Annotated in this window: 9 protein-coding genes; 7 read left to right on the top strand and 2 right to left on the bottom strand. The window is 66.4% G+C overall.

Translation table 11 applies throughout. The features are described from left to right. Nucleotides 1–1029, bottom strand: a complete 1029-nt coding sequence (locus tag H146_RS0107575; protein ID WP_019951276.1) for a nickel/cobalt transporter — start codon at nt 1027–1029, stop codon at nt 1–3. Next, on the bottom strand, nt 1014–1637 hold the full coding sequence (locus tag H146_RS0107580; RefSeq protein ID WP_019951277.1) for a DUF1007 family protein: 624 nt from the start codon (nt 1635–1637) through the stop codon (nt 1014–1016). The genes H146_RS0107575 and H146_RS0107580 overlap by 16 nt, the downstream gene beginning before the upstream one ends. 569 nt (nt 1638–2206) lie before the next feature. Here H146_RS0107580 and glgA point away from each other — a divergent pair. The 7 genes from glgA to glgX all read left to right on the top strand — a co-directional run bounded on the left by glgA (nt 2207) and on the right by glgX (nt 15601). Next, nucleotides 2207–3790: a glycogen synthase GlgA gene (glgA, locus tag H146_RS18815; RefSeq protein ID WP_019951278.1), complete on the top strand. Its 1584-nt coding sequence runs from the start codon at nt 2207–2209 to the stop codon at nt 3788–3790. Beyond that, a complete protein-coding gene (gene glgB / locus H146_RS0107590; RefSeq protein ID WP_019951279.1) occupies nt 3787–5997 on the top strand; it encodes a 1,4-alpha-glucan branching protein GlgB in 2211 nt (736 codons plus the stop codon). Before glgA ends, glgB begins: the two co-directional genes overlap by 4 nt. Beyond that, on the top strand, nt 5994–7793 hold the full coding sequence (gene treZ / locus H146_RS0107595) for a malto-oligosyltrehalose trehalohydrolase (protein ID WP_019951280.1): 1800 nt from the start codon (nt 5994–5996) through the stop codon (nt 7791–7793). Before glgB ends, treZ begins: the two co-directional genes overlap by 4 nt. Then, on the top strand, nt 7772–9793 hold the full coding sequence (gene malQ, locus H146_RS18820) for a 4-alpha-glucanotransferase (protein ID WP_083920815.1): 2022 nt from the start codon (nt 7772–7774) through the stop codon (nt 9791–9793). Before treZ ends, malQ begins: the two co-directional genes overlap by 22 nt. Then, nucleotides 9786–12674, top strand: coding sequence for a malto-oligosyltrehalose synthase (gene treY / locus H146_RS18825; protein ID WP_019951282.1), 2889 nt, complete (start codon nt 9786–9788; stop codon nt 12672–12674). Before malQ ends, treY begins: the two co-directional genes overlap by 8 nt. Nucleotides 12675–12798: 124 nt before the next feature. Continuing rightward, the gene (locus H146_RS18830; protein WP_019951283.1) at nt 12799–13206 is read left to right on the top strand and encodes a DUF2934 domain-containing protein; all 408 of its coding nucleotides are present in this window, start codon (nt 12799–12801) and stop codon (nt 13204–13206) included. 169 nt (nt 13207–13375) lie between these two features. Further along, nucleotides 13376–15601, top strand: coding sequence for a glycogen debranching protein GlgX (gene glgX / locus H146_RS0107615; RefSeq protein WP_019951284.1), 2226 nt, complete (start codon nt 13376–13378; stop codon nt 15599–15601). Nucleotides 15602–15646 lie beyond the last annotated feature (45 nt).

Genomic DNA, 15646 nt, shown 5'->3' on the forward strand with positions numbered 1-15646 from the left:
TCAGAAAGCGCTGGGGCGCACCATCAGCGGTGAAATGTCGGCACTATGGGTATTCAGCAGCAGCGTAATGCCCAGCGCGGCGATGAAAAGACCGGCGCACAGCGCTGCACCCTGTCCGGTCAGCAGTTGCCAGCGTGGCGGCGTGCGATGCCCCAGTCGTGTCATGCGCGAGCGCACCAGTACCGTCAGCAGCGCCAGCAGCGATGTCGACAGCGCGGTGCCCAGCGACATGGCGGCTACCGCCAGCACCCCGGCCCACCAGAAGCCCAGCAGGGCCGCTACGCCCAGCACCATCACCGCGCCGCTGCAGGGCCGCAGGCCGATCGCCAGCACCGCGCCGAGTGCCTCGATAGCGCTGCCGCGGGTTGACTCGGGTTCGACGTGGTGGGCGCGACCGCAGCTGGCGCACACCGCCGCGCTTTCCAACGTGGACGGGGCGCGCTGCGGCGCCAGGGGCAGCGCTACAGCAGAAGCGGTCGTCACCATACTGAAGATAGGCGTTGCCGCCGGTGGCTGCCTTGCAGTGGCGTGCTGCAGCCGGCGCAGCGAGCGCCACACCAGCCATAGACCCAGGCCGACAACCGCCACGAAACTGGCGCGCTCGGCCCACAGCGTCGACGTCATTGCCTCGCGGGTGACCAACCCCAGCCCCAGCACCAGCACCGTGACCAGCGCAATCGCCACAGCCCCCTGCAGCAGGGCGGCTGCCAGCGTCATGGCAATGCCGCGGGTCAGGGCGGCGCGCCGTGCCAGCAGCCAGCTGGCGATCACCGCCTTGCCGTGTCCCGGGCCCAGGGCGTGAAAGACGCCATAGCCGAAGCTCAGCGCGATCAGGTCAAGCCAGTCGCTGATAGCGTCGCGGCGTGACAGCGCCATCATCGCCTCGGCAAGGCCGCGGTGCAGGCTGCGCTGATAGTCGAAGACCATCACCGTAAAGCTTCCCCACAGCGTCGTGAGGGGAGCGATGGCCAGCAGGACGGCCAGTGCCATGACGGCAATCAATGCGGCCACGATCAGGGGGCGGGACATGTCATCACTCCGGTTTCGGCAAAAAAGCGGCCGATTTTTTCATCCTCGGGCTGCTCGTCGGCATCCAGCGCGGCCGCGGCGGCGACTTTCGCCGGGTCGGGGTCGGCCGCAATGATCTCGCTTTTGCAACCCGCCGGAGCGTTCTCCAGCACGACAGGGGTGTCGCTGCGGTCACTGTGGAGAAACTCGATGTAGTAGGTCGGGTCGTAAATCTGCCAGCGCAGCGGTTCGGTGGGCGGTAGCGGTTCGTCGAGAGGCAGCTCGAAGGCGAACTCTACCCGGTCGTTATCGAGCCGTGTGGTGTAGTGTTCGATATCACCGACCTTCAGTTCGCGCTCGCCGCTGAACAGATGGGTCAGATTGCCGTTGGTATTGAGGTTGGCGGCAATCTCCTGGCCCACCGCATCGAGGCCCTGCTGCAGCGTCGTGCCTTCGACGCTGCCGAGCCCCTCGGTCAGGGTCAGACTCTGAAAGGGGTCCAGCAACCAGTACTGTTTGAAGGCCACCACCCGCGAGCTGTCGTCGAACACCACCGCCACCCGATAGTCGACCCAGCCGTGGGGATGCGCCATCGCCGCGCCGGCCACCAGCAGCATGATGAGCGCCATGAGTGCCCGAGCCGGATGTCGTGCTGAACGAGGCGGGTGTCGTGCTGAAAGAGTGGCGTGCATCGTTCGCCCTTTTACCTGTGTCGGAGGCGGTTATCTTGCCCTGGAAGAGAGTATGGCGGCGAGAGGCAATGTCGGATAACCGAACAGGGACGGCCGTTGTCGCGCGGCGGCGATTTTAGTGATGCGGCAGGTCGCAGGGGCGACTATGCTTAAGATAAATCGGGCCGATGAAAAAAATTACAAAAATAGTTCCGGCGTCATCGAATGGGCTTTGACGCCGGGGCGCGATGAGGACTATATCTGGTCTTTAGCCGGGCAGGCGCTGGCCACGTTCCGGACAACATTCAATAGTGAACGATCATCAGGCTGCGGTGGTGCCGGATGCACAACCAACTTCGAGCCCTGATAGCGGCGGCAGGGAAGAACGACGCGACACTGTGCCCCCGGTGAGGAGGCCGGCCAGCGCGACGCTTCCGACGGGACATCCCCAACGACCTTGCCACCGCCGGCTCTATTGGTTCGCGACCCTTTCGGCGTCAGCGCGCCCTCTTGAAGAGAGGTGGCGCATGTCTCATTCAGCCGTGGACACGATTCGGACGCCCGACGCCGGTGCTTCGAGCGGCGTCGCACCGCCGTCTTCCCGTGCCATTGCCCCGAGCGGCCTTCATGCCGGCCAGAGTGAGCCGGCCGAGCCCATTTTGTTCGTAACCTCCGAGCTTGCCGACTTCGTCAAGGTGGGGGGGCTGGGCGACGTTTCCGCGGCGCTGCCGCGAGCCCTGCTCAACCACTACGACATGCGGCTTTTGATGCCCGCCTATCGCGAGGTGATCGAGAGCATCTGGCCGATTCGCGTTATTGCCGAACTGCCTGGCCTGGCCGAGATTCCGGCCTGTGAACTGGGCCGCATCGATCTGCCCGAGGGGCTGACGGTCTTCGTACTGCTGTGCCCCGAGCTGTTCGAGCGCCCCGGCAGCCCCTATCTTGACGAGAATGGCCGGGAGTGGCCGGACAACGCCATTCGCTTCGCTCGGCTGTCACTGGCGGCGGCGCAGATGGCGAGTGGCGCGGTGACCGCCGACGATGACGGCTGGCGCCCGGCGCTTTTACATCTTCACGACTGGCAGGCAGGCCTGGCGGCGGCCTATCTGCGCTGGCAGGGCGACGATACGCCCTGTGTCTATACCATCCACAACCTGGCCTACCAGGGCCTTTACGCTCCCGAGTGGATGAGCCGGCTGGGCATCCCCGAAGCCGCCTTCGAAAGCGGCGAGATCGAGTTCTACGGCAACTTCTCCTTCATGAAGGCGGGGGTGATCTACAGTGACCATATCACCACGGTCAGCGCCACCTACGCCCGCGAGATCACCACCCCGGCCTTCGGCTGCGGCCTCGAGGGGCTGCTTTCCGAGTGTGCCGCCGCGGGGCGTCTCAGCGGTATCGCCAACGGCATCGACGACAGCTGGAACCCGCGCACCGACGCCTATCTGGCCTGCGCCTTCGCGACCAACGACTGGGCCGGCAAGCGTGCCAACACCGATTACATCCGCCGCATGTTCCGTCTCGCCGTCAGCCACGGCCCGCTGTTCGCGGTAGTGTCGCGGCTGGTACATCAGAAGGGGCTCGATCTCACCATCGCCGCCGCCGAGATGATCGTACGCGCCGGCGGTCAACTGGTGGTGATCGGCTGCGGCGAGCCGCCCATCGAGAACGCCCTGCGCAATCTCGAGGCGCGCTTTCCCGGCGCGATCGGCGTGCATATCGGCTTCAGCGAGCGCGAAGCGCGCTGCATTTTCGCCGGCAGCGACTTCCTGCTGATGCCGTCGCGCTTCGAACCCTGCGGCCTGTCGCAGATGTATGCCCAGCGCTTCGGTTCGCTGCCGATCGCGCATCGCACCGGCGGTCTGGCCGATACCATCGAAGATGGCGTGACCGGTTTTCTGTTCGATCAGCTGTCGCAGGAGGCCTTTCAACACGCCATCAACCGCGCCTTCCGCATCTTCGGCTGCACTGAGCTGTTCTACGCCATGCGGCGTGCGGCGATGGCCATTCACTATCAATGGCGGCTGTCGGTCACCCCCTACCGGCGGCTCTATCATCAGTTGATGACCGGTGACGCCGAACACACTTCACTGCGCCGCGAGGTGGTATGACTTCGATGTTGACCGGCCATGTGGCCGACGCCTCTGAACTCAGGGCGCTGCGTGCTCTCGGCGATGCCTGCCACGACGCCCCCTTCGCCTGGCTGGGACCGCACCGCTATCACGACGCTTCACTGGTGCGCGTCATGGCGCCGGGGGCTGATCGGGTCGTGCTGGTCGATGCCGAAGGTGCGTCCCTGGCCGAGGGTGAATACATCGAGGGCGGCGTCTTTATCGCCGAGTTGCGCGAGGCTCGCGATTACAGGTTGAAAATCGTCTGGCCCGGCGGTGTCGAACAGGTCACCGAAGACCCTTATCGCTTCGCGCCACTGCCCGGTGAGCTGGACCTGCATCTTTTCTGCGAGGGTCGCCACCACGAGCTGGCGCGCGTTTTCGGTGCCCGGGCGATGACCATCGACGGTGTTGCCGGCGTGCGCTTTACCCTCTGGGCACCCGGCGCGCAGCGGGTATCGGTGGTAGGGGATTTCAACGGCTGGGACGGCCGCCGCCATCCGATGCTCAAACACGCGGGCAGCGGCGTCTGGGCGCTGTTCGTGCCCCACCTGAACGCCGGCGAGCGCTACCGCTTCGAACTGCTCGACCGCGACGGTCGGCTGCGCAGCAAGGTCGACCCGCTGGGGCGTCAGTTCGAGGCAACCCCCGGCGGGGCGTCGATGGTCGCTTCGAGCCAGCCCTTTCAGTGGAACGACAGCGCCTGGCTGGCACGGCGTTCGGCCAGCGATGCCCACCGCTCGCCGCTGGCGATCTACGAGCTGCACGTGCTTTCCTGGCAGTACGATCAGGCCGGCGCGTCGCTGAGCTGGGACGAGCTCGCCTCGCGGTTGATCCCCTGGGTCGCCGATCTGGGCTTTACCCACATCGAGCTGATGCCGATTACCGAGCACCCCTTTGTCGGCTCCTGGGGCTATCAGCCCATCGGCCTCTTTGCGCCCACGGCGCGGATGGGCTCGCCCGAATCCTTCGCGCGCTTTGTCGATGCCTGCCACGCCGCCGGCATCGGTGTGATTCTCGACTGGGTGCCGGCCCACTTTCCCAACGACGAACACGGTCTGGTGCGCTTCGACGGCACGCCGCTGTATGAGCACGGCGACCCCCGCGAGGGCGTCCACCCCGACTGGAACACCCTGATCTACAACCTCGGCCGCCCGGAAGTGAGGGGCTTTCTGATCGCCAGTGCGCTGCAGTGGCTGGAGCAGTTTCACATCGACGGCCTGCGCGTCGATGCCGTCGCCTCGATGCTCTATCGCGACTACAGCCGCGCCCCGGATGCCTGGCTGCCCAACGCCGAAGGCGGGCGTGAAAACTTCGAGGCGATCGACTTTCTGCGCGAGCTCAACGCCGCCGTGGCCAGCCGCTGCCCGGGCGTGATCACTATTGCCGAGGAGTCCACGGCCTGGCCCGGTGTCACCGCGCCGGCCTCGACCGGCGGGCTGGGGTTCACCTTCAAGTGGAACATGGGGTGGATGCACGACACCCTCGAATACATGAAGCGCGATCCGCTCTATCGCCGCTGGCATCACCACGAACTGACCTTCGGGCTGCAGTACGCTTTCTCCGAGCACTATATTCTGCCGCTCTCCCACGACGAGGTGGTGCACGGCAAGGGCACACTGCTGTCGCGCATGCCGGGCGATGAAGGGCTCAAGCTGGCCGGACTGCGCGCCTACCTGGCCTTCATGTGGGCCCATCCCGGCAAGAAGCTGCTGTTCATGGGCGCCGAGCTGGGGCAGTGGCAGGAGTGGCACCACGACCGCGAGCTCGACTGGCAGCGCCTCGATGAAGCGGGCCCGCGCGGTTTGTGCCGGGCGATTGCCGACCTCAACCGCATCTACGTCGAGGATCCGGCGCTGCATCTGCACGACATCGAGCCCCACGGCTTTTCATGGGTGATCGCCGACGACAGCGACAACAGCGTGATCGCCTTCCTGCGCTACGCCGAGCAGGGCCAGGCGCCGCTTCTGGTGGTCTGTAACCTGACGCCCATCGCGCGTGAGCACTACCGTATCGGCGTGCCGGTTCAAAGTATCTGGCGCGAAGTATTTAATAGCGACAGTATCTTCTACGCTGGTAGTAATCAGGGTAACGGCAGCGCCGTTCATGCCCACCCCGAACCGAGCCATGGTCATCCGGCGTCGCTGCTGCTGACGCTGCCGCCCATGAGCACGCTCTACCTGCGACAGGGAGACTGGCCTACATGAGTGCTACCAGCGCGTCGTCCGCCAATGGCGAAGATTTTCATCACCCCTGCCGTTTCGGTGCCGCTGCGGTCGACGACGACCGTACCCGCTTCACGCTGTGGGCGCCATCCGCCGGGCACGTCGCCGTCGAGATCGAGCGCACCGCGGGTAGTGACCCCGAGCGCCTCGAGATGCAGCGCGATGACAGCGGTGTCTACAGCCTCGAAGTGGCGTGCACTCCCGGTACCCGCTATCGCTACCGCATCGACGACGAGCTGTCGGTCCCCGATCCCGCCGCGCGCGCCCAATATGGCGATGTCGACGGCCCCAGCCTGGTGGTCGATCCCGCCGCCTATCGTTGGCAGAACGCCCACTGGCGCGGCCGCCCCTGGCACGAGTGCGTGATCCTCGAAGTGCACGTCGGCGTTGCCGGCGGCTTCGAAGCCCTCGCCGAGCGGTTGGCGGAGTGGTCGGCGCTGGGCATCACCGCCATCGAGCTGATGCCGCTCAACGAGTTTCCCGGCGCGCGTAACTGGGGCTATGACGGCGTGCTGCCCTATGCCGTAGAGGCCTCCTATGGTGCGCCGGAAGCGCTCAAGGCGCTGATCGACCGGGCCCACGGGCTGGGCATGATGGTCTTTCTCGACGTGGTCTATAACCACTTCGGCCCGGACGGCAACTATCTGCCGCACTACGCCGCGGACTTCTTTACCGGTGAGCGTACCCCCTGGGGCGACGAGATCGACTTCGAGCGCCGCGAAGTGCGCGATTTTTTCATCGACAACGCCCTGATGTGGCTGCTCGAGTACCGCTTCGACGGCCTGCGCTTCGATGCCGTACATGCCATCAACAACGATGACTTTCTTCGCGAGATGAGCGATACCCTGCGCCGCAGTACCGCGCCGGACCGCCATGTGCATCTGATGCTGGAGAACGAGCGCAACAGCGCCTCGCTGCTGCAGACGCACTACCGCGCCCAGTGGAACGACGACTTCCACAACGTCATGCACGCCCTGCTGACCGGCGAGAGCGAAGGCTACTACGCCGACTACAGCAAACACACCACCGACAAGCTGGCCAGCTCGCTGCTCGCCGGTTTCATCTTTCAGGGCCAGCCCGACCGGCGCGGCCAGCGCCGCGGCGAGCCCAGCGGCCACCTGCCGACGACGGCCTTCATCAACTTTCTGCAGAACCATGATCAGGTCGGCAACCGCCCCATGGGCGACCGCCTGATTACCCTGATCGATGACGAGCGGCTGGAAGCGGCCACTGCGCTACTGCTGCTGTGCCCCACTGTGCCGATGCTGTTCATGGGCGAGGAGTGGGGCGAGAAGCGTCCCTTTCTGTTCTTTACTGATCATCGCGACGAGCTGGCCGAGGCGGTGCGCGAGGGGCGTCGTGGCGAATTCGCCGACTTTGCTGCCTTCAGTGACGAAGCCTCGCGTGACGCCATTCCCGACCCCAATGCGGCGTCTACCTTCGAGCGCTCGGTGCCGCGTGCCCACCTTGAGGACGATCCCGAGGCGGCGATGTGGAACGCCCGCTACATGACCCTGCTCGATCTGCGTCACGCCGAGATCATCCCGCGCCTGCCGGGCACAGCGGCCATGGGAGCGGTACCGCTGGGTGAAGGGGCGGTACTGGCACACTGGCGCATGGGGGATGGCACGGTACTGGCGATCGGCGTCAATTTCGGCAGGCAGGGCGTAGCGATCGAGGTGCCGGACGGGCAGCGCCTCTATGAGCTGGGGGAGTCGGATAACGCCGATGTGCTGGTGCCGGGAGCGGTGCGGGTATGGCTGAGCAGTCACCTATGAACGCCGAATTGATCGCGCTGGCCGAGCTGGCCGGTATCATGATCGATTGGCAAGACAACGACCGGCAGGCACAGCGCCTTGAGGCATCGACCCTGCGCCGGGTGCTGGCAGGTCTGGGTTACCCCGCCGACAGCGACGCCGAGATAGCCGACAGCCGCGCTCGGCTCGAACGCCTGGCGCACCCTGAAGGCCCCCGGCAGTGGCCGCCGCTGATCACCGCCGAAATCGACGCCACCGTCGAGCTGCCTTCTGCGCTGACGCCCGGCACCCGCTGGCGGCTGACCGATGACCAGGGCCGTGCCAGCGAGGGCGTGCTCGGCGAGCGTGGCGCCCTGAGCGCACCGTCGCGCCCCGGCTACTACCGTTTCGAGATCGGCGACATCGCCCTGACGCTGGCTGTCGCGCCGGGCCGATGCGTGAGCTTCAGCGATCTGGCCGGCGGCGCGGCGATGCCCATGGCCGGGCTGGTGGCCCAGCTTTATGGCCTGCGCCGCATGGACGACGAACACGGCATGGGCGATATCGAGGCGCTGGCGCGGCTTGCCGAGGCCAGCGCGCTGGAGGGTATCGATGCGCTGGCGATCAGCCCGCTGCATGCCCTCTTTGCCCATCAGCCGCAGCGCTACTCGCCCTATTCGCCGGCCACCCGTCTGGCGCTCAATCCGCTCTACGTCAGCCTGCCGGCGACCTCCGGTGAGGCCGCCACGGGCGAGCTGATCGACCCGGTGGCGGTGGCCGAGGAGCGGCGTGTGGCGCTCGATCGCGCCTTCGCGGCGCTCGACGGTCAGCAGCTGGCCGATTTCGAAGCTTTCCGCCGCCAGCGCGGCGAAACGCTCGAGCACCACTGCCGCTTCGAGGCGATCAGTGAGGTGTACGGCGCGCTGGACGACTGGCCGGCGGCGCTGCGCCGGGTCGACGATCCGGCGGTAACCGAATTCGCCCGCAGCCACGCACAGCGTGTGGCGCGTCACGCCTGGGCCCAGTGGCAGATCAGCCACGAGCTGGAGCGCGCCCAGAGCCGTGCCCGCGCCGCCGGTATGCGGGTAGGGCTGATCGCCGACATCGCGGTGGGCGTTGATCCACAGGGTTCCGAGGTGTGGAGTCGGCCGCGGCAGATGCTCGGCGCATTGCGCATCGGCGCGCCTCCTGATGCCTTCAACGCTCGCGGTCAGGAGTGGGGCGTCACCGGCTTTTCGCCTCAGGGGCTGGTGGCGTGTGGTTTCGAAGGCTTTATCGCCACCCTGCGCGCCTGTCTGCGCGGCGCCGGCGGTCTGCGTATCGACCACATCATGGGGCTGTCGCGGCTGTGGCTGATTCCCGCAGGCGGCACACCCACCGAGGGCGCCTATGTGCGTTTTCCCGAAGAGGACCTGCTGCGGCTGGTGGCGCTGGAGTCGTGGCGCCACCGGGCGGTAATCATCGGTGAGGACCTGGGCACTGTCGAAGCCGCTTTCCGCCAGCGCCTGGCACGTGCCGGTATCGCCGGTATGGGGGTGATGTGGTTCGAGCGCGATGACCAGGGATTCAGCGCCGCCGCTGACTATCCCGAGCGTGCGGTGGCGATGACCACCACTCACGACCTGCCCAGCCTGGCCGGCTGGCTGCGCGGGCGTGATCTCGACTGGCGTATCGAGCTCGACATGCTGGGCGAGGGCGAAAGCGCCGCCGGCCAGCGCCGCCAGCGGCAGGTCGAGCGCCAGCAGCTGGCGGTCACCCTGGGAGTCGACGACAGCGCCGATACCCTGCAGTGGCTGACGGCGGCGATACGTCATATCGGTGCCACGCCAACGCCGCTGGCGCTGCTGCCACTGGAGGACCTGCTGGGCCTCGAGGAGCAGCCCAACCTGCCCGGCACCCTGGATGAGCACCCCAACTGGCGGCGGCGACTGCCGCTGGCGGTCGAACAGTTCTACCGCGACGGCGAGATCGCCTCGCGCATCGCGGTCTTCAGACAGGCACGCTCGGCACGGGCCGGGCTCGAAGGAGTCGGCCATGAGTGATCTCGCCATCAGCGCACCCCGGGCATTAACCGGCGTCGACACGCCGCTTTCGATGATGCGGCTGCAGTTTCATCCCGACTTCGGTCTCGACGCTGCCACTGCGCTGGTCGACTACTTCGCCGCTCTTGGCGTTACCCATCTCTACGCCTCGCCCATCTGGGCGGCGCGCAGCGGTTCGACCCACGGTTACGACGGCATCGACCCGACCCGGCTCAATCCCGAAATCGGCGACGAGGCGGCGCTGGAGCGGCTGGTGGCCCAGCTGCGGGCGCATGACATGGGGCTGATCGTCGACTTCGTGCCCAATCATTTGGCCGTGGGCGGTCGCGACAACCCCTACTGGCTCGATGTACTGCGCTGGGGACGGGAGAGCCGTTTCGCCGATATGTTCGATGTCGAGTGGGACGGTGGCGGCAACCCGGACCTGCAGGAGCGCCTGCTGGTGCCCTTTCTCGGCACCCCCTACGGCGAGGCACTGGCCAGCGGCGATATGCAGCTGGCCTTTGATGCCTCCAGCGGCCTTTTCCACATTGACTACTTCGAGCACCGTTTCCCCATCGACCCGCGCTGCCAGGCGCTGATGCTGCTGGAAGCCGGGATAGGGGAGATGGCGGCGCCGTTCGAGCAGATCGAACAGGCGCTGTCGCTGGAGGCGGGCGCCGAGCGCGCCGGTCTGGCGCTGGCCGAATTCGCCCGCAGCGCCGAGGGTAAAGCACGCATCGAGGCGCTGCTGGGTGCCTACAGCGGCGACAGCGAGGCGGGATGCGAGCGGCTGCATGCGCTGCTGGAGCGCCAGCACTATCGGCTGGCCTTCTGGCGCACCGCTCACGACTGCCTCAACTGGCGGCGCTTTTTCGATATCACCGAACTGGGCGGCATTCGCGTCGAGGATCCGGCGGTGTTCGCCCAGACGCATGTCTATCTGCTGGAGCTGATCGAGCGCGGCCTGGTGGACGGCGTGCGCCTTGATCACGTCGACGGTCTCGCCGACCCGGCCGCCTACTGTCGCCTGCTGCGCCAGCGGGTCGACGAGGCCGCGGCGCGCCGCCCGGGTGGCGTGCCGCGCCACCCGCTGCCGATCTACGTGGAGAAAATTCTCGAGGGCAATGAGTCGCTGCCCGAGGACTGGGGCGTTACCGGCACCACCGGCTATGAGTTCATGAACGCCATTTCGAAGCTGCAGCACGACGCCGGCGGTGAACCCGCCCTGAGCGCGCTGTGGCACGCCATGTCGGAGCGTGAGGCCACTTTCGAAGAGGAGGTGGCGAAGGCGCGGCGTGAAATGATCGAGACGGCGCTGGCCACCGAGTTCGACCGCGCGGTGCGGGCCTTCGTTGCAGTGGCCCGCGCTGACCGCGCGACCCGCGACATCACGCCCGGCATGATTCGACGCGCGACCCGCGAGCTGGCGATACAGTTTCCGGTCTATCGCTCCTACGCCGACGAAAAGGGACGCCCGGCGCGGGACAGGCTCTTTTTCGCCCACGCGCTGAAAGCGGCGCGCGCCCACCTCGACCCGCCCGACCATGTCGCTCTCGAAGCGCTGGACGACTGGCTGGGGGGAAGGGCGCCAGAGACGTTCGACGAGCCGCAGCGCTCGCATCGGCTGACCGCCATGGTGCGTTTTGCCCAGTTCACCTCGCCGCTGGCCGCCAAGGCCGTAGAGGATACCGCCGGCTATCGCAGCGCGGTGCTGATCTCGCGCAACGACGTGGGCTTCGACGGCGCCCATTTCGCGGCGCCGGTAGAGGCCTTTCATCGCTATAACGCCCGGCAGGCGCGTCACTTCCCCCACGCCATGCTGACCACCGCCACCCACGACCACAAGCGCGGCGAGGATGTGCGGGCGCGGCTGGCGGCGCTCTCCGAGCTGGGCGACACCTACGCCGAACGGGTGCGTCACTGGATGACGCGCTCACCCGTACTGCGCGATGGCAGCGATGCCACCGGCCCTACGCCCGGCGAGGAGATGATGCTCTACCAGATCGTCATCGGCGCCTGGCCGCTGGCGCTCTCACCGCAGGACAGCGCCGGGTTGTCGACGTTCGCCGAGAGGGTGGCGGACTGGCAGCAGAAGGCGCTGCGCGAGGCCAAGCTCAGCTCTCACTGGCTGTTCCCCGACGAGCGGCACGAGGCGCAGTGCCGCCACTTCACCATGGCGCTTTTGACCGCACCGGAAGGGGAAAGCCTGCGCCGCGACATTCACGCCCTGGTCGAGCGGCTGGCCGGCCCGGGTGCGGTAAATGGCCTGGTGCAGGCGCTGGCGCGGATGACCGCGCCGGGCGTGCCGGACTGCTATCAGGGTACCGAGCGCTGGGACTTCTCGCTGGTCGACCCCGACAATCGTCGGCCGGTGGATTTCGCCGCCCGCCGCGCTCAGCAGGAGAGTGTCGTCGACTGGCCGGCGCTGGTCGGCGACTGGCGCGACGGCCGGGTCAAGCAGGCGTTGATCAACGCCGTGCTCGATCTGCGCCGGCGCCTGCCGTCGCTCTTTCTGGAGGGCGACTACCAGCCGCTGGTGGTCGAGGGGGAGTGGGCCAGCAGGGTGGTCGCCTTCAGCCGCAGCCTGGGAGAGCAGTCTGTTGCTGTCATTATGCCGCGCCATGTAGTGGCCCTGAGTGACAGCGGGACGCTGGCGATCACGCCGCAGCGCTGGGGCAACACCCGGATTCAGGCCCCCGCCGAGGATGGCTGGCGCTCGCTGATGGGTGGCGAAGCGGTCGAAGGGGCGCAGTGGCCGCTGAGCGCGCTGTTCGCCACTCTGCCGCTGGCGGTGCTGGTGCGCCACGGCGACGACACCACGGTCAGCGTTCAGGCCGAGGCACGTCAGGCCGGCGTAAACGATTTTGATGCCGATACGGCGGCGCTGGATAGCGCTTGAGCCGCCATTGTCGTAAATAGTGAGATGTGGATACCGCTGTTGCTCGAGCCCTTGTCGGATAGTCGGCGACGCGACAGCGGTCGATGTATTCGACCCTTCCAACGACAACCAGGAGGAGTGCGCCATGGCTGATGATCAGCTACGGACTCGACTGCTCGCCTACCGTATCTGGGAGGCCGAGGACTGCCCCGACGGTGAAGCGGAGCGCCACTGGCATCTGGCCTGCCGGCTGGTGGCCGCCGAGCGCATTACCGATCTTCCCCAGGAGGTGCCGGCGCCGCGAGCGGCGCGTCGACCGCGCCCTGCGGCAGATTCGGCGCCTGCGGTACCGACATCGCCGCCGGCCGCTGTAACGACCGCCGAGGAGGGCGCAGCGGACAGCCCGGCCGCGCCGGCCGCTGCGCCGAAAGGCACCACCAAACGCAAATCTTCGGGCGGCAGGAAAGCCGCCGCAAGCGACGTCAAGGGGGCCGCTACCCGGCGCCGCAAGCGTAGCGACAAGACCTCCGGTGACGACGGCGCGGCACCCTAGCCTGGTGACGCGGCATCCGGGTCGGTATTGAACGGCCTTGCAGGGGAAAAGCTGCCCACCCCCGCATGCCGAAAGCCTGCTCCGGGCGGGCGAGGTCCGGTTTCGGAGCACGCTTTGTACAATGGTATTCAGGGAAGACAACATCAGCGGTTTCATCACGGAGTAGACCATGTCGAGTACACCGATTCATCCCGGCGCCCCCTCCCCCGGTATTGTCGCGGGCGAGAGCGAACCACGGGTCAGAGATGACGCCGGCAATACCCATCGCAGCCGCGTGCGCGAGGGGCTGCCCTATCCGCTGGGTTCCAGCTGGGACGGTCTCGGGGTCAACTTCGCGCTTTTTTCGGCCAATGCCACCAAAGTGGAGCTGTGCCTTTTCAGCGATGACGGTAGCGAGGAGCTCGAGCGTATCGAGCTGCCGGAGTTCACCGATGAGGTGTGGCACGGCTACCTGCCGGATGCGCGACCGGGTCAGCTTTACGGCTATCGCGTGCACGGCCCCTACGACCCCGAAAACGGTCACCGCTTCAATCCCAACAAGCTGCTGATCGACCCCTGCGCCTGCCAGCTGGTGGGCGAGTTGCAGTGGGATGACGCCCTCTACGGCTACACCATCGGCCACGAAGACGGCGACCTGAGCTTCGACGAACGCGACAGCGCGCCCTTCATTCCCAAATGCCGGGTCATCGACCCCGCCTTCACCTGGGGACGCTCGCGGGAGATTCATGTGCCCTGGGACCGCACAGTGGTCTATGAGGCCCATGTGCGCGGTCTGACCATGCAAAATCCCGCCGTACACGAGTCGCGTCGCGGCACCTTTTCCGGCATCGGCGATCCGGCGATGCTCGACTACCTGCGTCATCTGGGCATCAGCTCGCTGGAGCTGATGCCGATCCACGCCTTCGCCGACGATCGCCACCTGCAGGAGAAAGGGCTGCACAACTACTGGGGCTACAACACGCTCTCCTTTTTTGCGCCGCACCCCAATTACATGGCGACCGAAACCATCAGCGAGTTCAAGCAGATGGTGGCCGGCTGCCACGCCGCGGGTATCGAGGTGATTCTCGATGTGGTCTACAACCACACCGCCGAAGGCAACGAGATGGGGCCGACGCTCTCCTGGAAGGGCATCGACAACGCCAACTACTACCGTCTGATGCCGGAGGAGAAGCGCTACTACATCAACGACACCGGTACCGGTAACACTCTCAACCTTTCCCATCCGCGCGTGCTGCAGATGGTCACCGACTCGCTGCGCTACTGGGCCGACGAGATGCGCGTCGACGGTTTCCGCTTCGACCTGGCGACCATTCTGGGGCGCGAGCCGCACGGCTTCGACGAGGGTGGCGGCTTCCTCGACTCCTGCCGTCAGGACCCGGTTCTGTCGCAGTGCAAGCTGATCGCCGAGCCCTGGGACTGCGGCCCCGGCGGCTATCAGGTAGGTGGCTTTCCTCCCGGCTGGGCGGAGTGGAACGACAGGTTCCGCGATAACGTGCGCGCTTTCTGGAAGGGCGACGAGGGCCAGCTGGCCGAGTTCGCTACCCGTCTGACCGGTTCGGCGGACCTTTTTAATCATCGCGGCCGCAAGCCGTACGCCTCGGTCAATTTCGTCACCGCTCATGACGGCTTCACCCTGCGCGATCTGGTGACCTACAACGACAAGCACAACGAGGCCAACGGCGAGGACAACAACGACGGTCACGACAATAACCACGCCTGGAACCACGGCGTGGAAGGCGAAACCGACGACCGGCAGATTCGCGACCTGCGCCTGCGACAGATGCGCAACATGCTGGCCACGCTGCTGTTTGCCCAGGGCACGCCGATGATCCTGGCCGGCGACGAATTCGGCCGTACCCAGGGGGGCAACAACAACGCCTACTGCCAGGACAGCGAGATCGGCTGGGTCAACTGGGATCTTTCCGAGGAAGGTGACTCGCTGCTCGATTTCACACGCCATCTGATTACCCTGCGGCGACGCTACCCGATGCTCCACCGTTCCCGCTTTCTTACCGGTGAGTGGAACGATGAGCTGGGGGTACGCGACGTCAGCTGGATTACCCCGGAGGGTGAGGAGATGGAAGTGGGCTACTGGGAGGATCCGGCATCGCGCGCCATCGGTGTGCTGCTCGACGGTCGTGCCCAGCCCACCGGTATCCGTCGCGCCGGTTCGCACAGCACGCTGCTGATGCTGATCAACGCTCATCATGAGCCGATCGACTGGCGCCTGCCTGCTGTCTCCTGCGGCAAGCACTGGGTTTTCCGGCTCGATACGGCAGAGCCGTCGCGCAAGGAGGGCGGACATTTCGAATTCGATACGCACTTCGAGTTGATCGGACGTTCGCTGGTACTGCTGGAGCTGGTACGCGACGACAGCGACGCCTGTCGTTTCTGATCCGCCACGGGTTGCCGGCCACAGCCGCCGGCATTCAGGGGTCCG

The sequence above is a fragment of the Kushneria aurantia DSM 21353 genome (assembly GCF_000382245.1).
GTDB classification, from domain to species: Bacteria; Pseudomonadota; Gammaproteobacteria; order Pseudomonadales; family Halomonadaceae; genus Kushneria; species Kushneria aurantia.

What these genes read in the sequence shown, in the direction of transcription:
- H146_RS0107575 (WP_019951276.1), bottom strand. Translation starts at nt 1,029, where the DNA reads ATGTCCCGCCCCCTGATCGTGGCCGCATTGATTGCCGTCATGGCACTG.
- H146_RS0107580 (WP_019951277.1), bottom strand. Translation starts at nt 1,637, where the DNA reads ATGGCGCTCATCATGCTGCTGGTGGCCGGCGCGGCGATGGCGCATCCC.
- glgA (WP_019951278.1), top strand. Translation starts at nt 2,207, where the DNA reads ATGTCTCATTCAGCCGTGGACACGATTCGGACGCCCGACGCCGGTGCT.
- glgB (WP_019951279.1), top strand. Translation starts at nt 3,787, where the DNA reads ATGACTTCGATGTTGACCGGCCATGTGGCCGACGCCTCTGAACTCAGG.
- treZ (WP_019951280.1), top strand. Translation starts at nt 5,994, where the DNA reads ATGAGTGCTACCAGCGCGTCGTCCGCCAATGGCGAAGATTTTCATCAC.
- malQ (WP_083920815.1), top strand. Translation starts at nt 7,772, where the DNA reads ATGGCTGAGCAGTCACCTATGAACGCCGAATTGATCGCGCTGGCCGAG.
- treY (WP_019951282.1), top strand. Translation starts at nt 9,786, where the DNA reads ATGAGTGATCTCGCCATCAGCGCACCCCGGGCATTAACCGGCGTCGAC.
- H146_RS18830 (WP_019951283.1), top strand. Translation starts at nt 12,799, where the DNA reads ATGGCTGATGATCAGCTACGGACTCGACTGCTCGCCTACCGTATCTGG.
- glgX (WP_019951284.1), top strand. Translation starts at nt 13,376, where the DNA reads ATGTCGAGTACACCGATTCATCCCGGCGCCCCCTCCCCCGGTATTGTC.